General features: G+C 61.8%; 10 protein-coding genes and 2 pseudogenes. 7 read left to right on the plus strand and 5 right to left on the minus strand.

The features are described 5' to 3' along the window. Positions 1-111 precede the first annotated feature (111 nt). Positions 112-258, minus strand: a pseudogene (locus ACE10Z_RS25755) (IS630 family transposase); the annotation flags it as partial. Positions 259-973: 715 nt separating this feature from the next. Here ACE10Z_RS25755 and ACE10Z_RS25760 point away from each other — a divergent pair. After that, positions 974-2,308 (plus strand): TAXI family TRAP transporter solute-binding subunit, encoded by a 1,335-nt coding sequence (locus ACE10Z_RS25760; RefSeq protein WP_375783266.1) that lies wholly within the window; start codon positions 974-976, stop codon positions 2,306-2,308. 432 nt (positions 2,309-2,740) lie between these two features. Continuing rightward, positions 2,741-3,490, plus strand: coding sequence for a DUF4239 domain-containing protein (locus ACE10Z_RS25765; RefSeq protein WP_375783267.1), 750 nt, complete (start codon positions 2,741-2,743; stop codon positions 3,488-3,490). A gap of 288 nt (positions 3,491-3,778) precedes the next feature. On the opposite strand, the gene ACE10Z_RS25770 is transcribed toward ACE10Z_RS25765, so the two are convergent. After that, complete coding sequence (locus tag ACE10Z_RS25770; protein WP_375783268.1) at positions 3,779-4,177, minus strand: hypothetical protein; 399 nt, start codon at positions 4,175-4,177, stop codon at positions 3,779-3,781. A gap of 552 nt (positions 4,178-4,729) precedes the next feature. Here ACE10Z_RS25770 and ACE10Z_RS25775 point away from each other — a divergent pair. Together ACE10Z_RS25775 and ACE10Z_RS25780 are read left to right on the plus strand one after the other, a co-directional pair. Continuing rightward, on the plus strand, positions 4,730-7,171 hold the full coding sequence (locus tag ACE10Z_RS25775) for an arylsulfatase (protein WP_375789921.1): 2,442 nt from the start codon (positions 4,730-4,732) through the stop codon (positions 7,169-7,171). A 334-nt stretch (positions 7,172-7,505) separates the two neighbouring features. Next, positions 7,506-7,640 carry a hypothetical protein gene (locus ACE10Z_RS25780; RefSeq protein WP_375790118.1) on the plus strand — a complete coding sequence of 45 codons (135 nt, stop codon included), beginning with the start codon at positions 7,506-7,508 and terminating at the stop codon, positions 7,638-7,640. 252 nt (positions 7,641-7,892) lie between these two features. On the opposite strand, the gene ACE10Z_RS25785 is transcribed toward ACE10Z_RS25780, so the two are convergent. Then, on the minus strand, positions 7,893-9,668 hold the full coding sequence (locus ACE10Z_RS25785; protein WP_375783269.1) for an adenylate/guanylate cyclase domain-containing protein: 1,776 nt from the start codon (positions 9,666-9,668) through the stop codon (positions 7,893-7,895). A 162-nt stretch (positions 9,669-9,830) separates the two neighbouring features. On the opposite strand from ACE10Z_RS25785, the pseudogene ACE10Z_RS25790 reads away from it, so the two are divergent. Next, positions 9,831-10,125 (plus strand): annotated as a pseudogene (locus ACE10Z_RS25790) (MFS transporter); the annotation flags it as partial. An 83-nt stretch (positions 10,126-10,208) separates the two neighbouring features. Here ACE10Z_RS25790 and ACE10Z_RS25795 read toward each other — a convergent pair. After that, the gene (locus ACE10Z_RS25795) at positions 10,209-11,963 is read right to left on the minus strand and encodes a hypothetical protein (protein WP_375783270.1); all 1,755 of its coding nucleotides are present in this window, start codon (positions 11,961-11,963) and stop codon (positions 10,209-10,211) included. A 218-nt stretch (positions 11,964-12,181) separates the two neighbouring features. Beyond that, on the minus strand, positions 12,182-15,883 hold the full coding sequence (locus tag ACE10Z_RS25800) for a DUF3971 domain-containing protein (protein WP_375783271.1): 3,702 nt from the start codon (positions 15,881-15,883) through the stop codon (positions 12,182-12,184). Positions 15,884-16,111: 228 nt separating this feature from the next. Here ACE10Z_RS25800 and ACE10Z_RS25805 point away from each other — a divergent pair, with 228 nt between their 5' ends. Both ACE10Z_RS25805 and ACE10Z_RS25810 read left to right on the plus strand, forming a co-directional pair. Further along, on the plus strand, positions 16,112-16,846 hold the full coding sequence (locus tag ACE10Z_RS25805) for a peroxiredoxin (protein WP_375783272.1): 735 nt from the start codon (positions 16,112-16,114) through the stop codon (positions 16,844-16,846). A gap of 99 nt (positions 16,847-16,945) precedes the next feature. Further along, positions 16,946-18,310 carry a peptidoglycan DD-metalloendopeptidase family protein gene (locus ACE10Z_RS25810; protein ID WP_375783273.1) on the plus strand — a complete coding sequence of 455 codons (1,365 nt, stop codon included), beginning with the start codon at positions 16,946-16,948 and terminating at the stop codon, positions 18,308-18,310. Positions 18,311-18,320 lie beyond the last annotated feature (10 nt).

The following is an 18,320-nucleotide window of genomic DNA, read 5'->3' on the forward strand; positions in this document are numbered from 1 at the left end:
TTATCGGCTCCATAGAGCGAACAACGCCGGTTCATGCCCGGACGCGCCGTCGGATGTACACAGCGCGTTTTTATTTTGAGAGCAATTCCCGCGATGACTAGTCACGTGAATCTAAAGTTCACCACATAAAGTCTGGTGGGCTTTGTGGCAGAAGCGTTTGACGGAAGCCAAAATCTGGTCAGCAGACTTGGTCCATTTGAAGGGCTTCGGATTTTCGTTGTGCAGGTCGATGAAGGTACGGATGTCGGCCTCGAACTGCTTGCGGCATCGTTCAGATAGCGACCGCGCAACACGATGACGACGAACTTGCCTCTCTAGGTACGTGCGCTCCTGCGGACTGAGCACTAACGGCGCGATCGGCCGGCCTCTCACACCTGCCCCACAAGCGCTCTCCTCTACAAAGATTCGAGCCATCAACTAATGCGACGAACTTGCGTTCCAGATGACTAGCTAGCGCGTGGGCTCACTAAGCGACCGTCGGACTGATGTCCGGTTAACTCTGCTTTGGGCGCAATAACGGACATGGCCGGATTTTTCGCTGGATCGCCCATGTAGCGAATGACCCACCCCGGACATCCCACTGCTGGGCCTCGTAAATTTTCTCTCTCCGTTAAATCGTTCGTCCAACCTGCACATTTGATCTGAGTCAAGGTAGGCTCGCTCAAGGCGACCACCTTGCGAGACTGCGAGACCTTATCTTTGCCAAGGCACAGCGGCTCTCGACGAGAGTTCTCCGCCATGAAAATAAGTCGCATCAAGCTTGCGCATCAATCGCGCACGATGTCCCGCGGAAGTCGCCAGCCGAAAGGCACGAGCGATCCGCGTGGTGCCCTAGTGGCACCATCGAGGTGAAGAAGCGCCAAATGAGAGTGCTACGCGAATAACAACAACTTTGAGAGTTTTTTTTGAGGCCCGTGTAGACACCGCCGTAGCTTCGGACCGAAAGGGCTAATGAGCTGGAGTGACGAGCACAATGTCGACAAAACTGCCTGTCTGGCTTCGCTTTTTTCTGCTTATCGGCGTCGTCGTCTTTGCGGCAGGCGCAGGTCTCCTTGGCTATCGGTACTTCACTCGTCCGGTAACGCTGACCGTGGCGGTCGGCTCGGTCGACGGCGAGGCTGTCAAGGCAATGTCGGCAATAGCAGGCGAGTTCATTTCGACGAACGCGCCGGTGCGGCTCAAGGTCGTCGACAGCGGCACCGCGCTTGAGGCCGCTAACGCCTTCTCGGCGGGTAAGGTCGATCTCGCCGTGGTTCGCGGCGATGTTGGTGACTTGTCGCAGGCGCAGGCCGTTGTCGTCGTTAGCCATCTGGTCATACTGATCATCGTGCCGCCTGGATCGTCTATCGACAGCATGGACAACCTGAAGGGACGCACGGTCGGCGTAGTCGGCGGAGTGGCGAACGCCAAAATTGTCGATGCGTTGACCAAGGAATACGATCTTGCGAGCGCAAGAGTTACGTTTAAGAACCTTGCTTTGACGGATGTCCGGCAGGCCGTTCAGTCAAAACAGGTCAGTGCGCTGCTTGTCACGATCCCGCTCGCCGAAAAATACCTCTCGCTCGTTCGCGGATTTTTTCAGCTCGACCATAAAAAGATGCCGGTGCTGATCCCCATCGAGTCCGCGGCTGCAATTGCAGAGGCCGATCGTGCCTTTGAAAGTTTCGACGTCCCGAAGGGCACGCTGCGGGGGGCGCCGCCGGTTCCGGAAGACGATCTGACGACTTTGAGGACCTCGCTATACTTGGTTGCGCACAAGAAACTCGGCACTGATCTGGTAACCCGCCTCACGCAGGCGATTATGCGCGTACGCAGGGATCTTCTGCGCGAGCAGCCGATTTTCGCCCAGATAACCGCACCCAGCACCGACCAGGATGCCTACCTTCCGCTGCACCCTGGAGCGGCAGCCGTTTACAACAGCACCACGCAGAGCTTCATGGATGAGTACGGCAATTGGATCTATTTGACGCCGATGGTGCTGGGCGGCGCCTTCACCATGCTCGCGGCGGCGTGGAAATTCCTCGGCATCGGCAACCGCGCGCCCGAAGGACCGCTGGATTCTCTCTATGCCCTGGCGCGTCGGATCCGGAAAGTCGAGGCTGAGGCTGAACTGTCGGATATCGAAGAGGAAATCGACGGCATTCTAAGGGCGGAACGTGCCAAATCTGCTGCCGGAGACGAGAGCGCGGTGGATGATGCCACACTGACCGTGGCAGCTCACCGGCTGGAGAGCTTGATTCACGATCGACGCACATTGATCGGCAAGAGACCCGCAGTTGCCTCCGCGGCGCAGGCGACACACCGCTGAGTCGCGACACGCCGCGGCACCGCGATCAGAACCGCAGAATAACAACCCAAGGAGAGCCGTCATGAAACATCCGATGATTCTCGTATTGCTGGCAGGAAGCCTCATCGCCCTTAGCACGATGGAAGCGGGCGCCGTCGTTTGCGCTCGTGGGGTGGTTCGCGCAGGCTGCGTCGCCGCCGGCGGGGCTGCCGTCGTGACGACGGCGCCCGTGGTGAGAGCGCCGGTCGTCCGTCCTGCCGGTGCAGTTGTCGCGCCGCGGGCGCCCGTTGTTCGGCGCAGGGTGTACTGACAGGCCACGACGCATCGGGATGCCCCGATAACGATACGCGGCAGAGACCGAGGCTGCGCGCAGGCGAACGAACTTGAAGCTACGGCCTAAAACGAGATGACCGGCAGAGAGACGGCCGCTGCCTCGCGACACACTGGTGAATCATGAATGCAATCGCGTTATCGTGCATCACGTTTATATGCATCTCAGGCGGCGCCCTGCTCGGTATGTTCCTTCCTGGGCATCACCTGAGCACAGATGACAAGGATGTGGTCAGGCTGGGCACGGGTCTCATCGGGACGATAGCCGCGCTTGTCCTCGGCCTGCTTATCGCTTCGGCGAAGGGATCCTACGACACGCAGAGCACTCAAGTCACGCAGATGACGAGCAATGTTGTCCTGCTCGACAATCTGCTGGCGCAGTACGGACCGGAGACGAACAACGTACGCAATCTATTAAGGCGCAGTATCATTACCTTGGCTGATCGAATGTGGCGCGAGAAAAGTTCGGAGGTTGCCAAGACCAACCCCTTCGAGGCGAGCGTCGCAAGCGAGACATTCTTTGCGAAGCTTCAGCAGCTTCCGCCGCAGAACGATTCCCAGCGCTCCCTGCAAGCCAGGGCCATACAGATCACCACCGACATTGCGCAAACCCGCCTGCAGCTGTTTGCACAGACGAACAACTCGATCCCTATGCCGTTCCTGGTGGTGCTGATTTTCTGGCTCACCATCATCTTTGGAAGCTTCGGCCTGTTTGCCAAACCCAGCGCAACCGTTTTCGTCTCGCTGTTCGTTTTTGCACTGTCGGCCGCCGGGGCGATCTACCTAGTCCTGGAACTGGGTCAGCCATTTGCAGGTTTGATGCAAATTTCCAGCGCGCCACTCCGCAACGCCCTCACGCCGCTCAGTCCCTAAGCCATTCGCATGATCGGGGTTGCCGGCCTGAACAAGCCCCGGCTGCTATCGCGGTCGTCGCGACCTGCTGCAGCGGCTTTTCGAATTGATCAAGATGCGCGTTGTGCTGGGATGTCCGAATTTGGACCATCGCGTCATTTCGTTGCTCTGCAACAATACGTCGGCTATCGGGGCACACCGGCCTCTGGCGCTTCGTCAGCGCGGCAGACTAATGAGTTCACGGCCCAGTCACGTGAATCTAAAGTTCACCACATAAAGTCTGGTGGGCTTTTCTTCCCCGCGCGGACGTCACATCGAGCAGCGAACATACTGCGTTTCCATTGGCACCGGCTTCTTGGAGCTGAGTGTGATGCTATTCTCTCCGGTGATTTTCACGTCAAATGGCACGTCTGAAACCGCGACGCCGTCCGAGCACGAAGCAGTCACTTGCAGATTCGTCCCGTCATCGCGCAACGATTTGACAGTGCATTTTTGAAATGTGCCGGTTATTTGCTTTCCGTGGACAATTAAACCGCCGGCGTGGAGATCAGCATCTTGCTTGAACGCAAGTTTGTTGTTCTCTTTGGTAAAGATTTGACTGCAGGCCGAGGCGTCATCGGTCCAAGCTCCGTTCAAATCCGCAGCCTCTGTCGAGGCGGATTGCGTGAGGAGAAGTGTTAACAGCACCAACGGACTGAGGGCTTTCATGAACCTCTCCTAGAATGGTCAATACGCTACCGGTGTCCGCAAGGTTAGCAACAGGTCACTCCTAACCACGAAACTCGAACTTGATCTGAATCAACGGTTGCCGCGACGCGCGCAGGCACGGAACCGGGAAGCGACCGTGGCTTGGCCGATTGATGGAGCGCCGACCGATGAAAGTGACGGCCGTGGCACTCGCCGACAAGACTGCGAGAATGGCTCGGACCATCATGGTCCTCAACGAGAGACACAACGAGCCGAAACTGTTGCTGGCAGCATGAGGCAGACCGGCGGCTAGATCGGCAACACTGATTGGCGAGGGCGCCGTCCACACGTGACCCCAAAACGGTCATCCTTTGATCTAGATCAATAGAAGCGTTGCGGCATGGTGGCTCGGGTAGGCATCCACAGGGTTCTGACGTTTCCAAGGGGGAGCTTCCCATGACCCGTACCCGTCACGACGACGACAGCTTAGAGCCAGAAAGCCACTTACTAAACCGCCACAACTCGCTGCTTAGTGGCACCGCACTGACCGCCGCTTTTTTGCTGTGTTGCACGATGGGGACGACCAGCCTTGCGCAGACCACCGGCACGCCGGGTTCGCCCGGCGCCACCACGACGATTGATGGAAAGTACCTTCCGCCGCCACCGCCGAAGTTCGGCGGCGACATCAACCTGCAGGCCAGTCAGTCCAAACCGTACTGGCCCGCCCGAGTGGTGCCGCCGCAGGGCGCGCCCAACGTGCTCCTGATCATGACTGACGACCAGGGCTATGGAGTTTCGGGAACCTTTGGCGGCGTCGTCCCGACACCTGCGATGGATCGCATCGCGCAGATGGGCCTGCGCTACACCCAGTTTCACTCTACAGCCCTATGCTCGCCGACCCGGGCGGCGCTGATCACCGGCCGCAACCACCACTCGGTGGGGTTTGGCATCATCTCGGAGCAAGCGACCGGTTATCCGGGTTACGACAGCGTTCTCGGACCGGAGAGCGCCACCATCGGCACGATCCTGAAGCAGAACGGCTACGCCACCTCCTGGTTCGGCAAGAACCACAACACGCCGAGCTATCAGTACAGTGCGGCCGGTCCCTTTGATCAGTGGCCCGTCGGCATGGGCTTCGACTACTTCTACGGCTTCATGGGCGGCGAGACCGACCAGTGGACGCCGTACCTGTTCCGGAACACCACCCAGGTTTTCCCCTGGGTCGGCAAGCCCGGCTACAATCTGACGACGGACATGGCGGACGAAGCGATCGCCCACATGCGACAGCTCAATGCCGCCGCGCCCGATCAGCCGTTCTTGGTCTATTACGTGCCGGGCGGCACCCATTCGCCGCATCAGCCGACCAAGGAATGGATCGACAAGTTCAAGGGCAAGTTCGACTTGGGCTGGAACGCCCTGCGCGACCAGATTTTCGCCAATCAAAAGCGGCTTGGCGTCATCCCCGAGAACACGCAGCTCACCGCCTGGCCGGATGTCCTGCAAAAGTGGGACACTTTGACGGCCGACGAGCAGAAGTTGTTCGCGCGTCAAGCTGAGGTGTTCGCCGCCTACGTCGCCTACACCGACCACGAGATCGGCCGCGTGATCCAGGAAGTCCAGGACGAAGGCAAGCTCGACAACACGCTGATCATCTATATCAGCGGTGACAACGGCACGAGTCCGGAAGGCACGACGCGGGGGACGCCAAACCAATATACCGCGTACAACGGCATATTGGACCTCCCCATTGCCGAGCAGTTGAAGGCATACGACGCCTGGGGCTCGGCAGCGACCTATCCGCACATGGCCGTGGCCTGGTCATGGGCCTTCGACACGCCATTCAAGTGGACGAAGCAGGTCGCGTCGCACTTCGGCGGCACCCGCCAAGGCATGGCGATCTGCTGGCCGAACCGGATCAAGGATGCCGGCGGCATCCGCACCCAGTTCCACCACATGATCGACATCGTGCCGACCATCCTTGAGGCAACCGGCATTCCCGCACCAGTGATGGTCAACGGCATCGCGCAGAAGCCGATTGAAGGTGTCAGCATGACCTACACCTTCGACAAGTCGAGCGCCAACGTGGCGTCCGCGCGGACGACGCAGTATTTCGAGATGTTCGCCAACCGCGCGATCTATCACGATGGCTGGATCGCAGCGACAACGCCGCCTGCGCCGCCTTGGCTCCTGGGCACCGCCAAGCTGCCGGAGGACGTGGTCAATGGCTACAAGTGGGAACTCTACAACATCGCCGAGGATTACTCGGAGAGCAACGACCTCGCCGCCAAGATGCCAGACAAGCTGCGCGAGATGCAGGAGCTGTTCATGGTAGAGGCGACGAAGTACAATGTGTTTCCGCTGGACAACTCGGTCCTTGCGCGCATCATAGCGCCAAGGCCAAGCGCGACCGCCGGTCGGAACACTTTCACCTACTCGGGTGAGTTGTCGGGTATCCCCACAAGCGATGCACCCAGCATCCTGAACAGGTCCTTTACGATCACCGCGGAGCTCGACATTCCAAGCGCGGGCACTACCGTTGGGCGTACTGGCTCACAGGACAGCAACGAAGGGATGATCGTCACCCTCGGCGGCCGTTTCGGTGGCTATGGCCTGTATCTGCTCAAGGGCAAGCCGGTTTTCGTCTATAACTTCGCCGACCTCGAGCGCTTCCGCTGGGAAGGCAAGGACGCGCTCACGCCGGGCAAGCACACCATCGTGTTCGACTTCAAATACGATGGACCTGGCTTCGGCAAGGGCGGCACGGGCGTCCTGAAGGTGGACGATAAGGAAGCTGCGACCAGCAAAGTCCCGCGCACCCTTCCTTTCATCATGTCAATTGACGAAACCTTCGACGTGGGTGTCGATACCCGTACCCCCATTGACGACAAGGACTATCAGGTTCCCTTCCGGCTCACCGGCAAGCTCGACAAGCTCACCTTCAAGGTGGGGCCCGTGCAGCTCACCAGCGAGGAGCATCAGGTCATCCGGCACGCGCGCGCCGACGCAAACAACTGATGCCCCAGCACTCCGGCCGGCCCCCGAGGAAGGGACGCCCGGCCGGAGACTTGTCCGCTTCTGACGATAATGCGGACGTGCCGTCTAAATGGCGCTAGCGTGCTGAATGCGAAGTTCGTGCGATTTCGCGGCAGCCGCTTTCACGAACTTCGCATTCATAAAGCACACTAGAATCATAAGTTTGCTAGTGTCCTTTTCGAATCCGAAGTTCGCTCCGAAGGTGCGGCGAATGATACGAACTTCGGATTCGGGACACTAGCGTTTTTGGCAGATGGGATAGCCGTCAGTCTATAAATGCCGATGATTAGCCAATAACATCAATGCGATTGTGTTGTTGCAGTGGTATCCAAACTACTGGCTGCTGACCGGCTTTGTGATCTGCTTCGGCAGCATGATCGGCTCGCGCGGCCCGCTGATCACCGCGACCGCACTGAAGATATTCCGCGGCGTGCCGGCGCTGCGGCGCTGACGAACGTTATTGGCTTCATAGCGCGAACAACGCCGGTTCGTGCCCGGACGCGCCGTCGGATGTACACAGCGCGTTTTTATTTTGAGAGCAATTCCCGCGATGACCAGCGTGCGAACTCATAAACTAGGACGCCCGCTTTCAGGGGCGAAGCGGACACGCGACCTGACGTCAGGGACATCGCCTTGTGACCCAAGGGCGACACTGCCCGAGAGCGGTGTAATCCTTCCTTGGAACGCCTTGTCCGAACGCAAGTCACTCCGGTTGGTCGGCGGCCAAGCGTAAGCCTTGCAGGTAGAACTCTCGATACCCAGGGTCGCGCCAGTGCGTAGCACCTGGCACCACGACCGGCGTAATGTCGCGCAGCCTTTTGACAATGGATCGTGCCTCGTCAAGGCGCCCCATGTGAGCATAGCAGGACGCAAGAAAGCGATATGTCGGCGCCCAGCTCGGTCTTTCTCGCAAGGCAAGAAGCAACATCGCTTCGGCTTCCTCAAAACGTCGAGCGAAAAGGTGCCCGATACCTATGCCGACGTGAGCTCCTGCCCCGGCAGTGCCTTCCCGCGGGCTGAGGCGAATGGCAGTCTTGAAATGCTCGATTGCGAGCTCGGGTTTTCCCGCAAAAAGTCTGACCCAGCCGCTCCATATCCATCCGTAAGCGAAGCTCGGGTTGAGATGCAGGGCTCGATCGATCAACGTGGTGGCCGTGGCGAGGTCGTCACCGAACTGAGCGAGAGCGTAGGCGCCTCTTGCAACAAGGGATGGATCGTCAACGATCAGGAGCACCCGTCGAGCAAGATCAAAGCCCTCCCGGCGCGTCAACTCCAGATCATCGGTCCAGTTGTTGACGTAGAGATTAGCATGGCAGGTTGCTGCCAGCGCGAGAGCGGGGCCATAGTTGGGGTCGCGATCAAGTGCTTGCTTGAGCAGATCAAGCGCGCGCAATATCCGGACCTTTTCCCACGATTGGGCCTCCGCCAATGCGCGAAGATATAAGTCATAGGCAGTAAGATCATCGGTCGGCTTTCGAAGAGACCGGCGCTGCTCTGCGGCTTCCAGCGCTGTCCCAATGATGCCGCAGACCTCGACGGCCACCCTATCCTGCAGGTCGAATATATCGTCGAGCGCGCCGTCGAAGTGGTCGGCCCAAAGATGCGCTCCAGTCGCTGCATTGATGAGCTGCCCAGTTATGCGGACTCGGTTTGCCGACTTGCGCACGCTGCCTTCGAGCACGTAACGCACTCCAAGTTCACGTCCGACCTGCTTTATGTCCACAGCGCGGCCCTTGTAGGTGAAACTCGAATTGCGGGCTATCACGAACAGCTGGCGCACGCGCGATAGCGTCGTAATGATTTCTTCCACCATGCCGTCGGCGAAATACTCCTGCTCGGGGTCACCGCTCATGTTCTGAAACGGCAGGACGGCGATCGACGGCTTGTCGGGCAACGCGAGCGCCGAGACCTCACCTTTGGACGTCGCAGGCCACCCGCCGGGATCGATCGTGATACGGTAAACGTGAACCGGCCGCGCGATATTCTTCAGAGTTTGCTCGCCCGCATCCTCAACGTTGAAGGGCACCTTGTCGCGTGAGTGATTGAGGACTGCCTGAGAAATACAGATGCCACCGGGTTCTGCGATGCTCTCAAGCCGCGCGGCGATGTTGACGTCATCTCCAAAGATGTCGTGGGCCTCGATGATTACGTCGCCAATATTGACGCCCACGCGAAAGGCAATGCGCTTGTCCTCGGCTTCGCCGCTTGTGATTTCCTTGATGCGGACCTGGAACTGCATGGCAGCGCGAACCGCTTCGACCGCGCTCGGAAACTCCGCCAAAAACCCGTCGCCAGTGCTCTTCACGATGCGGCCACGATGTTCGGCAATCGCCGGATCGACGGCATCCGCCAAGAGCGCCGCCAGTTTGGCATGCGTCCCCTCTTCGTCGCCATGCATGAGCCGCGAATAGCCCGCTACGTCGGCGGCCAATATCGCCGACAACCTGCGCTCGACCCGGACTGGCCGCTCCTGCACCATCGCCCGCATCCAATCAAATATTTATTGTACGACGAATCGGACGGCCGGGCCAAATGGGTTTTCGGGGATGTGCCGTCTAAATGGCGCTGGCGTTTTTGGCAGATGGGATAGCCGTCAGTCTAAAAATGCAGATGATTAGCCAATAACATCAATGCGATTGTGTTGTTGCAGTGGTATCCGAACTACTGGCTGCTGACCGGCTTCATCGTCTGCTTCGGCAGCATGATCGGCTCGCGCGGCCCGCTGATCACTGCCACCGCGCTGAAGATATTCCGGGTGAGCGCGTCGGTACCATCTACGGCACGATCATGATCGGCAGCGGCCTCGGCTCGGCGCCTGGGGTGGCGGCCTGATCCATGACTGGACCCACAGCTACAACCCGCTGATCGCCTTCGCGCTCGTCAACGTCGTGCTCAGCCTGATCCCGTTCCTGGTGGTGCCAGCACTGCGGCGCTGAGCCGAGGGCTCATGAACTTGGCTGGTCGACAGCCTCTCCCCACAGGCACGTGGGGAGAAGCCGAAGGTTGCGACGTCTCTCGTTCAGTCGGTGTCGCGGCAATCGTCGCTGCGGTGGTCACGGCCGCAGGAGCCGCGGTCATGAGCTTCCTCCCGGCCATCGCCGGTGCCCGGCGTGAACGACACGCCACGCAGCGCCTCGCCGGAGTTCGCGGTCCGCAGCGTGACAAAACGTTCGCCGGCCGGCAGCGTGGCCGCGGAAAGCTTGTCGGTGATCATCACGAGCTTGTTCGGATCGGCACCCTGGTCGCCGCTGCCGCTCACCGTGGAGGTGATCGCCCAGATCGACACGCTGCCGTCGCGATTGACGCGGCCGGTGATGTTGCGCAGGCCGTCGGTCGCCGGCGACCACGGCTTGCCGGTCGCGGCGTTGTTGCCGGTCGGATAGCCCTGCACCGTGTAGGGCACACCGAGATCAAGTCCCGCCTGCAGGGTGTAGGCCTGCTTCCACGCGCCGGCAGTGCTGTCGAACACCCACTTCTGCAATCCGGCTGATGTCTGCGCCTTGGCGGCGGTATAGCTGTTCGATGTCGGGTCGAATGTCGCGGTGCCGTTGCCTTCGTCGGCGACGTAGAGCGTGTTCGCGTCGGCGAACCAGATGCCGAACGGGAACGAAGTTGTGCTCTTGAGCGCAGTCGGGAAACCGCTCAGCACGCACATGTTATAGGGCGTGACGCCCTGCCCCGCCAACTTCGAACCATCGTAGAAGATCTGCGTCGTCGGCAGCGACGCAGACGGAGCCGGCACGCCGACGCCGTTCGGGCACGCCTTCGGGCTGCCGTTGGCGGCGTTGCCGGTGGTGTCGATGAAGTACACCGTGTTGATTCCGTTGCCGCCGCTGCCCTTGGTCGTGTAGATCACGTTGTTGAACACGGTGAGGCCGCGGAAATTGGTGTCCTTGCCGATCTTGTCGGCTTTCTGGCCGAGCTCGGTGATGTTGAAGCTGCCGAGCGGGAAAGGTCCGCCCGGATCAGCTTGGCGAGCGAGCGGCGCGTCGGCCTCTCTCGCGATCTGCATGCCGGCGCCCGTGATAACCCCCGCAGGCTGCGGATTGCCGCCATTGCCCGCATTGCCGGCCGTGTAGAACACACCGGCGCCATGCCAATCGTTGAAGACCGCAGCGCGGCCGTTGTTGCCGCTATAGCCATTCACCTTGGTGAAGTGGAAGCGACCGTTCTCGTCGACTTCAGCGACCAGGCGATAATAGGCGCCGGGCACCGGATTGCTCGGATCGATGACGTCAGGCGTATTGGAGTTCGACACGTCGAGAGTGCCGATCGGGGCGAGATAGCCCATGAAGGTCACGCTGCGGTGATCCAGCGACAGATTGAGCGCCAGCTCGGATTTTGACGAGAAGCTGGTGACCATCTGGTCCTTGCTTCGGGAAACGCCGCGCTGGGCGCTGTTCGGGACCTCGAGCGACTGCACATGTCTGCCGTCGAGACGCAGTTCGTCGAGCAAGATCTTCGCAGTCAGGCCGAACGAGCCGTCGACACCGTCGTTGTTGAACACCGTCGGATAGGTGCCGTCCGCCGTAGCGGTCACGCAATTCGGCGACACGCAGTTCGGCGGCAATTGTGTCACGCCGGGCGTGATGGTGACGGCGTTGTTGACGAACACCGCACGGCTCAACAACAGATGACCCGGCCGGAAATGCACGTCGTCGCCGTCGGCGCGCGCGAGACTGCTGGCGAGCGCCGTTGAGGCGAGCAGCGTTAACGCAAGAACCGAGCGAGACAACGGAAACCCAACAGGCGGGCGCAATCCTTTGGCGATCATTGCTTTTCTCCCAATGTCAGATTTTTAGAAAACGAGGGGCGCATAGCCGCCCGCCATGTCGGTGGTCGGCGCGCGCAATCTGCGGGCGGACTGTTACGGGCATGCGACAATCAACCGCACGTCCACTGCGCCATCACGCTCGTCACGATGGATGATCAGTCAGTCATGCCCGGCAATCTCGTCCGGGCCCTCGGCGGCCGAGGCAATCTGCCGACGCGCTAGTTGTTCGTCGTCGGCAGATCGTTCGGGCCGTACTGCTTGAACTCGAAGATCTTGCGCGTCAGGCCGGGCGCCAGTGCCGAGATCGGGTTGACGCGCAGCACCGGCTGGCTGGGCGTGCCGACCACTTCATAGGTCACGCCGATCAGGCCTTCGTTGCTGCCGGCGCCGAGGAAAATCCCGAAGAACGGGATCTGGCCGAACATGTTGTTCAAGCCGTACATCGGAATGAAGGTACCGTTCATCCGCACCTGGTTGCCGAGATAATCGATGCTGCCTTCGATGGTCGCGCCGATGCTCGGTCCCTTGACCACGCCGTTGCGGATCGAAAGCTGGCCGCTCTGGCGCGTGAACTCGGCGCGCAACGCGTCGAACCCGATGCCGTTCTGGGTGCTGACCGGCCCGCCGGCGACGGCGCGGTCGAGCTGGGTTTCGCCCTTCACCGAGAAGCCGGTGATATTGAGCAGTCCTTCCCTCGGGCCCGGATCGGGAATCGGCGGCTCCATTGCAAGCATCAGCTGGCCGCCGATCACCTTCGAATAGGTGTCGATGAAGCGCAGGAACGCGCCGGCGTCAGCGGTCTGCAGGTAGATCACCTCGCGCGCCTGCTGGCGCCGCAAGTCGGCGCTGACCGGGGTATCGCGGCCAACCCTGCCGCTCAGCGTGAACGTCTTGAAGTACCCGTTGCGACGCGAGACCTTGGCGTCGACGCCGCGCAGCGCCTCGCCGTTGAAGCCCGCCACTGCGCCGAGCTTCAGGTCGACGTCGAAATCGGTGGTCTTGGCCTTGTTCTTGGGATCGCTGTCGCGGCCGGAGATCGCCGATTTCAGGAAGCCGCGACCATCGAACACGTCGCCACGCATCGTCACCTTGATCACGCCGTCAGGACCGCGATCGGCCCGCAACGATGTCTTGTCGCCGTCCGACGGCGCATAGGTCGGGAAGTTCGCATTCATCAGGTCGCCGTTCTGGTCGACCTCGAGCGCGCCCTTGATCGAGACGCCGCTGCCGTCGATCGAGATATCCTCGAACCGCGTCGACTGCCCCTTCGGCACCACGTTGAAGGTCGCCTTGCCGGCCCTGCCCTGCGCCTTGACCCATCCAGGCAGAATGTTGTCGAGCTTGAGCTGGGTCAGGTCGGCCTCGACGCCCATCTTGGTGGTGGGATTGTCGCCACTACCGATCTTGCCGCTCAGCTTGATCGGGATCGCGCCGGACACTGCGGGGCCGAGATCAAGCCCGAGCCGTGCGCGGCTCGCGTCATCCAGCGTCGCCTGCAGCTTGACGTCGGCATCGCCGTCGGCCGGCTTGCGGTAGTCGAGCGAGGCCGCCTGCCCGTTGATCTTGACGTCGCCCTTGACCTGGAAGCCGGCATTGCTCGCAATCACCTTCAGCGTGTTGGCCTCGAGCTTCTGGTTCATCACCAGCTTGTCGACGGCAACGCCGGAGATGTCGGCGGTGACGGAATATTGCGTGTCGGCCTTGGTCAGCCCGCCCGTCACCGGCATGCCGAGATTGATCGTGGCCGTGACGTTGCCCTTGCTGGCGTTGGGATCGATCGGTGGACCGGAGAGATCGCTGAGCCGATCGGATGCGAGGATCTCGGCGGCGGCCGGCACCGGACAGTCGACCCGGAACTTGACCTTCGACGGCGACGGCTTCGGCGCCATGTCCGGCACCTCGAAGCTGAAATCCGACAGCGTGATCTTGCGGCCCGCCGGCGTGTCGGCAATGCCCTGGTTGATGGTCACGGTCGCAGTGCGGCCGGTCACCCTGGCCTTCAGATCCGCATCATGCACCGCGGGCATCTGATCCACCGGGCGCACCGTGACACCCGAGGCGACGATGTTGACCGCGAGGCCGTCATCCGGGATCGGCGGTCCCTTGCGCGACAGATTATGGACCGGCGAATTGACGCCGACATCGATGCGCTGGAGCGTGCCGCGGTCGATCCGCTCGAGCACCCATTCGCGCACCTCGGGCACGATGATGATCGGCCACATCCGCTTCAGGGCGGAGGCCGACATCGGCGTGCCGGCGAAGCCGAGTTGCAACCGCGGCTCGCCCGAATAGTCGATGCTGCCGGTGCCGGCGACCCCGATCTCGCCATTGCTGATATCGGCCTGGGTCAGCAGCACCCGCTTCTTCTCGGTGTCGAACCGGAGACCGATGTTGATGCGATTGAAGATCAGCGGCGGTTCGTCCTTGTCGGCGCCGGCGAGCACGATGGTGCCCCCGGACAGGCCCGCCTGCCAGTCGGTGACGTTGTCGTTCGGTGGCTCGAGATGGCCGAGCAGCGTGATGCGGTTGGTGCCCGAGACGATCTTGATCGGCGCCAGCAGCACGCGGCGCCCCGAATCCCATTCGACGCTCATCTCGGCCGAATCGACCGGCATCGGATAGTCGGGCGTGTCGGTGTCGATGATGTTGCCGGCGCCGACATTGATCTTGCCGCGGAAATAGGTCGGCAGGCCGTCGCGGCCGAGCTCGCCCTTCATCTCGCCCGACAGCGGCAGGTCGGCGGTGTAGGTGAGATCCTTGGTCCTCATCGCGAGCAGGATGTTGCGGGTGGAGACCTTGTCTGCCTTGATGTCGACCGAGCGCACGCCGTTCTGCTGTGGTCCAACCAGGACGCGGACCGACCAAGGCTTTGCGCCGTCCTCGCCGAAGCTGAGCGCAACTCCGCCGCCGCTCGGGCGCCGCAGGCTCAGGCTGATATTCTCAAAGCTCCATTTGTTGCCGCGCTGCTGGTCGTCGACGACGAGATTGCCGTTCTTGAGGCCGATCTCGTTGAGGTTCTGACCGTCGAGGCCGGTCATGCTGAGGCTGTCGAGCCAGTCGAGGCCGGCGAGCAGCCCGCTCTGGGCCGAATCGGGTGCGGCCGCAGCGGGTCCGGAGGCAACCGGAGGCAAGGCAACCGGCGGCGGCGGTGCAGCGGTTGTCGGCCGCGGGAATGTCGGCGGCAGCCCCGCCTCCCGCTTGGATGCAACGCCGGTGGCGAGCGGTTTTGCGGTGTCGCCGGCGGACACGGTGACATTGCCGTCGGGCGTGATGCGCACCGACAATTCCGCATCGACCAGATTGAGGCTCTCCGCCCGCAACTGGCCCATCAGCAATGCCGTTCCGGACAAGCGCACTTCGGCTTTCGGCGCGCTGGCAACGACCACGTGGTCGCGGTCGCGGACGATGATGTCACGGATGCGCACCGCGATCCTGACCCTGCCGGCGCGCTCGATCTGCGTTCCACCGACCTCGACCGTGTTGCCGTGGCCGATATTCTCCTCGATCGCCGCGGCAAGCCATGGCGTCGCCAGATCGAGATTGATCGGACCGGCGCCGAGCCGCCACCACAATGCTCCGAAGCAGGTCGCGAACATCACGACCAGCACCGCGAGGACCAGTCCGATGCGACGGATCCAGCGCTCGCGATGCAGCCAGCGCTGCATGCCAGAGCAGAAATCGCTGAAACGATGCAGGTTGGTGTTGGAACGCGCCAGCAATTGCCGCGCACGGTTGCCCGCCGCCTCATCCTGCTCGTCCCACGCGGCGTCGTCTTCCCATTGCGAGAAGTCAGTCCCGGCGCGCGGATTTGGACCCTGCGGCGACTTGTTCCTTGCCATTGCCTCTCGGTGCTGACGGCGAAGCTGATCGCCGCCATCGGGGCGCCCGTCGACTGTTATCGAGCGCTCCCTTGCCGGCATCGCCGCCTATCCTCGCCTAATCATGTTACTCGCCGATGGCCCCGGAACGGACCAAACCAACCAATCAAAAAGCCAATTCAGCAAGCGGACGGGTAACGCGTCGAATTCCTTGTCACCATACTCCGTGGCCATCAAACTTGCCCAGCGGCCGATGCGAATCCGGCCGATGCGAATGAGACCCGCAATACCCCAATGGTTGAGCTTCGGAAAGCGACGAAAGGAAGGCGTATGTCCAAGAAAACGCGCAAGAAATCCTCCAACACAACCGGAAAGCGGGTCGCAACAAAGGTTGCGCGCGCCGCAAGCGCAAGCACTGGGAAGTCCGCGATGAAAACCCGCACAACGGTTGCGAAGAAGGCGGCGGCCAAGAAAGCAACAAAGGTGAAGGCCAAGACCACCACAAAGACCGCAGCGGGTGTTCGAGGCAAAGCCTCGCACAAGACCACATCGAAACCGTTAAGGTCTGAGCCGGCCGCGACCGTGACCAAGTCGTCCGCCGTCACACTCACCGAGGGCGCCGCGGCGCCAACGTTTGACCTGCCGCGCGACGGCGGAGGCAGCGTTTCGCTGAGGGATTTTGCCGGCAAGAAGCTGGTGCTGTTCTTCTATCCCCGCGCCGACACCCCCGGCTGCACAAGGGAGGCGATCGACTTCACCCGCCTCAAGAATGAGTTCGCCGCGGCGGGGGCCGAGGTGGTCGGCATTTCCGCCGATACGGTTAAGGCGCAGGAGTCATTTCGAAACAAACACCAGCTGTCGGTGCCGTTGGGCTCGGACCCGGCCCATCAGATGCTGGAGGCGTATGGCGCCTGGGGCGAAAAATCCATGTATGGCAGGACTTTCATGGGAATTATTCGCACCACGGTTCTGGTCGATTCCAGCGGAAAAGTCGCCCGCATCTGGCGTCACGTGAAGGTCGACGGTCATGCCGAAGCGGTATTGGAGGCCGCCCGATCGCTCTGACCGGCGGGTTCCGTTTCCTGAAAATTAACCATGGCGGGCTCAAATCGGCCCCGCAAATTAGCCGTACGGAGCTTGGTCCGACCGGCCGCGGGAGTACCGATGTCGAGCCGGTCCGGTCATCACCAGGAATACCAGAAACACCATCACCCTCAGGACCATGGCCGGACGCCGGCGCGCCGTCCCGTGGCCCAGCATGCCGCACCGGCGGCTGCCGTTGCCGGCTCCGGCGAGGGCTATACGCTGGTCCATGCCGGCAAGCAGGTCCGGTTCGGACCGGTGGTGTTCTGGATCGCGGTCGGCACCGTGGTCCTGCTCGGCATGTGGTCGGCGGCGACCGCAACCTATTTCGCGTTCCGTGACGACGTCCTGACCCGGCTGATCGCGCGCCAGGCCGAGATGCAATACGCCTATGAGGACCGCATCTCGGAGCTGCGCGCCAAGGTCGATCGCACCACCAGCCGCCAGCTGCTCGACCAGGAGCAATTCGACCAGAAGCTCGACCAGATCATGAAGCGGCAGTCGGCGCTGGAATCGCGCGCCACCGCGCTCGGCGCGATGCCTGATGTTGCGACCACCGGATCGATCAGGCCGCAGGGCCGCGCCGACGCCGCGCCGTCATCCGGCACGCCAAAGCCCTCCCCGATCAGCGACACCGTGATCTTCGTGGCGCCGCCGGATCGCGAGGCGCGGCTGGAATCGCGCGCGCCGCTGATCGCCAAGGCGCAGCCGAACCAGTTCGCCAAGGCCCAGGGCGTCGATAACGTCCTGGTCCGTCTGCAAACCTCGCTCGACCAGGTCGAGCGGCGCCAGGTCGCCGCGCTCTCCTCGGTCGAGGACGGCATCGAATCGCGGGTGCGCCGGATGCGCGGTGTGATCTCCGATCTCGGACTCAACATGGCGCAGCTCGAAGCCGCGACACCGCGCTCCGGCATGGGCGGCCCTTATGTGCCGGTGAAGCTCGCGCCCGACGCCGGCGCGTTCGAGCGCCAGCTCTATCGCATCAACATCAACCGCGCGCAGATGCAGCGCTTGAACCAGACGCTGGCACTGGTGCCGTACCGCAAGCCCGTGGTCGGCGAGGTCGAATTCACCAGCGGCTTCGGCGTTCGCTCCGATCCCTTCCTCGGCCGTCCGGCAATGCACACCGGGCTCGACTTCCGCGCCGCGCAGGGCGATCCGGTGCGCGTCACCGCCAACGGCAAAGTGGTGTCGGCGGGCTGGGCCGGCGGCTACGGCCGCATGGTCGAGGTCGATCACGGCAACGGCCTCTCGACCCGCTACGGCCATCTCTCCGAGATCGGCGTCAAGGTTGGTGAATACGTCAAGATCGGCCAGGTGATCGGCGCCGTCGGTTCGACCGGCCGATCCACCGGTCCGCATCTGCACTATGAGACCCGCATCGACGGCGAAGCGGTCGATCCGCAGAAATTCCTCCGCGCCGGCGTCCGGCTCAGCGCGGGCTAATCTCCCAAAT

It is taken from the genome of Bradyrhizobium sp. Pha-3, from assembly GCF_042258615.1.
Taxonomy (GTDB): domain Bacteria; phylum Pseudomonadota; class Alphaproteobacteria; order Rhizobiales; family Xanthobacteraceae; genus Bradyrhizobium.

Bases quoted from the DNA above. Each gene is read 5' to 3' on its own strand.
- ACE10Z_RS25760 (WP_375783266.1), top strand. From the start codon at position 974: ATGTCGACAAAACTGCCTGTCTGGCTTCGCTTTTTTCTGCTTATCGGC.
- ACE10Z_RS25765 (WP_375783267.1), top strand. From the start codon at position 2,741: ATGAATGCAATCGCGTTATCGTGCATCACGTTTATATGCATCTCAGGC.
- ACE10Z_RS25770 (WP_375783268.1), bottom strand. From the start codon at position 4,177: ATGAAAGCCCTCAGTCCGTTGGTGCTGTTAACACTTCTCCTCACGCAA.
- ACE10Z_RS25775 (WP_375789921.1), top strand. From the start codon at position 4,730: ATGGGGACGACCAGCCTTGCGCAGACCACCGGCACGCCGGGTTCGCCC.
- ACE10Z_RS25785 (WP_375783269.1), bottom strand. From the start codon at position 9,668: ATGGTGCAGGAGCGGCCAGTCCGGGTCGAGCGCAGGTTGTCGGCGATA.
- ACE10Z_RS25795 (WP_375783270.1), bottom strand. From the start codon at position 11,963: ATGATCGCCAAAGGATTGCGCCCGCCTGTTGGGTTTCCGTTGTCTCGC.
- ACE10Z_RS25800 (WP_375783271.1), bottom strand. From the start codon at position 15,883: ATGCCGGCAAGGGAGCGCTCGATAACAGTCGACGGGCGCCCCGATGGC.
- ACE10Z_RS25805 (WP_375783272.1), top strand. From the start codon at position 16,112: ATGTCCAAGAAAACGCGCAAGAAATCCTCCAACACAACCGGAAAGCGG.
- ACE10Z_RS25810 (WP_375783273.1), top strand. From the start codon at position 16,946: ATGTCGAGCCGGTCCGGTCATCACCAGGAATACCAGAAACACCATCAC.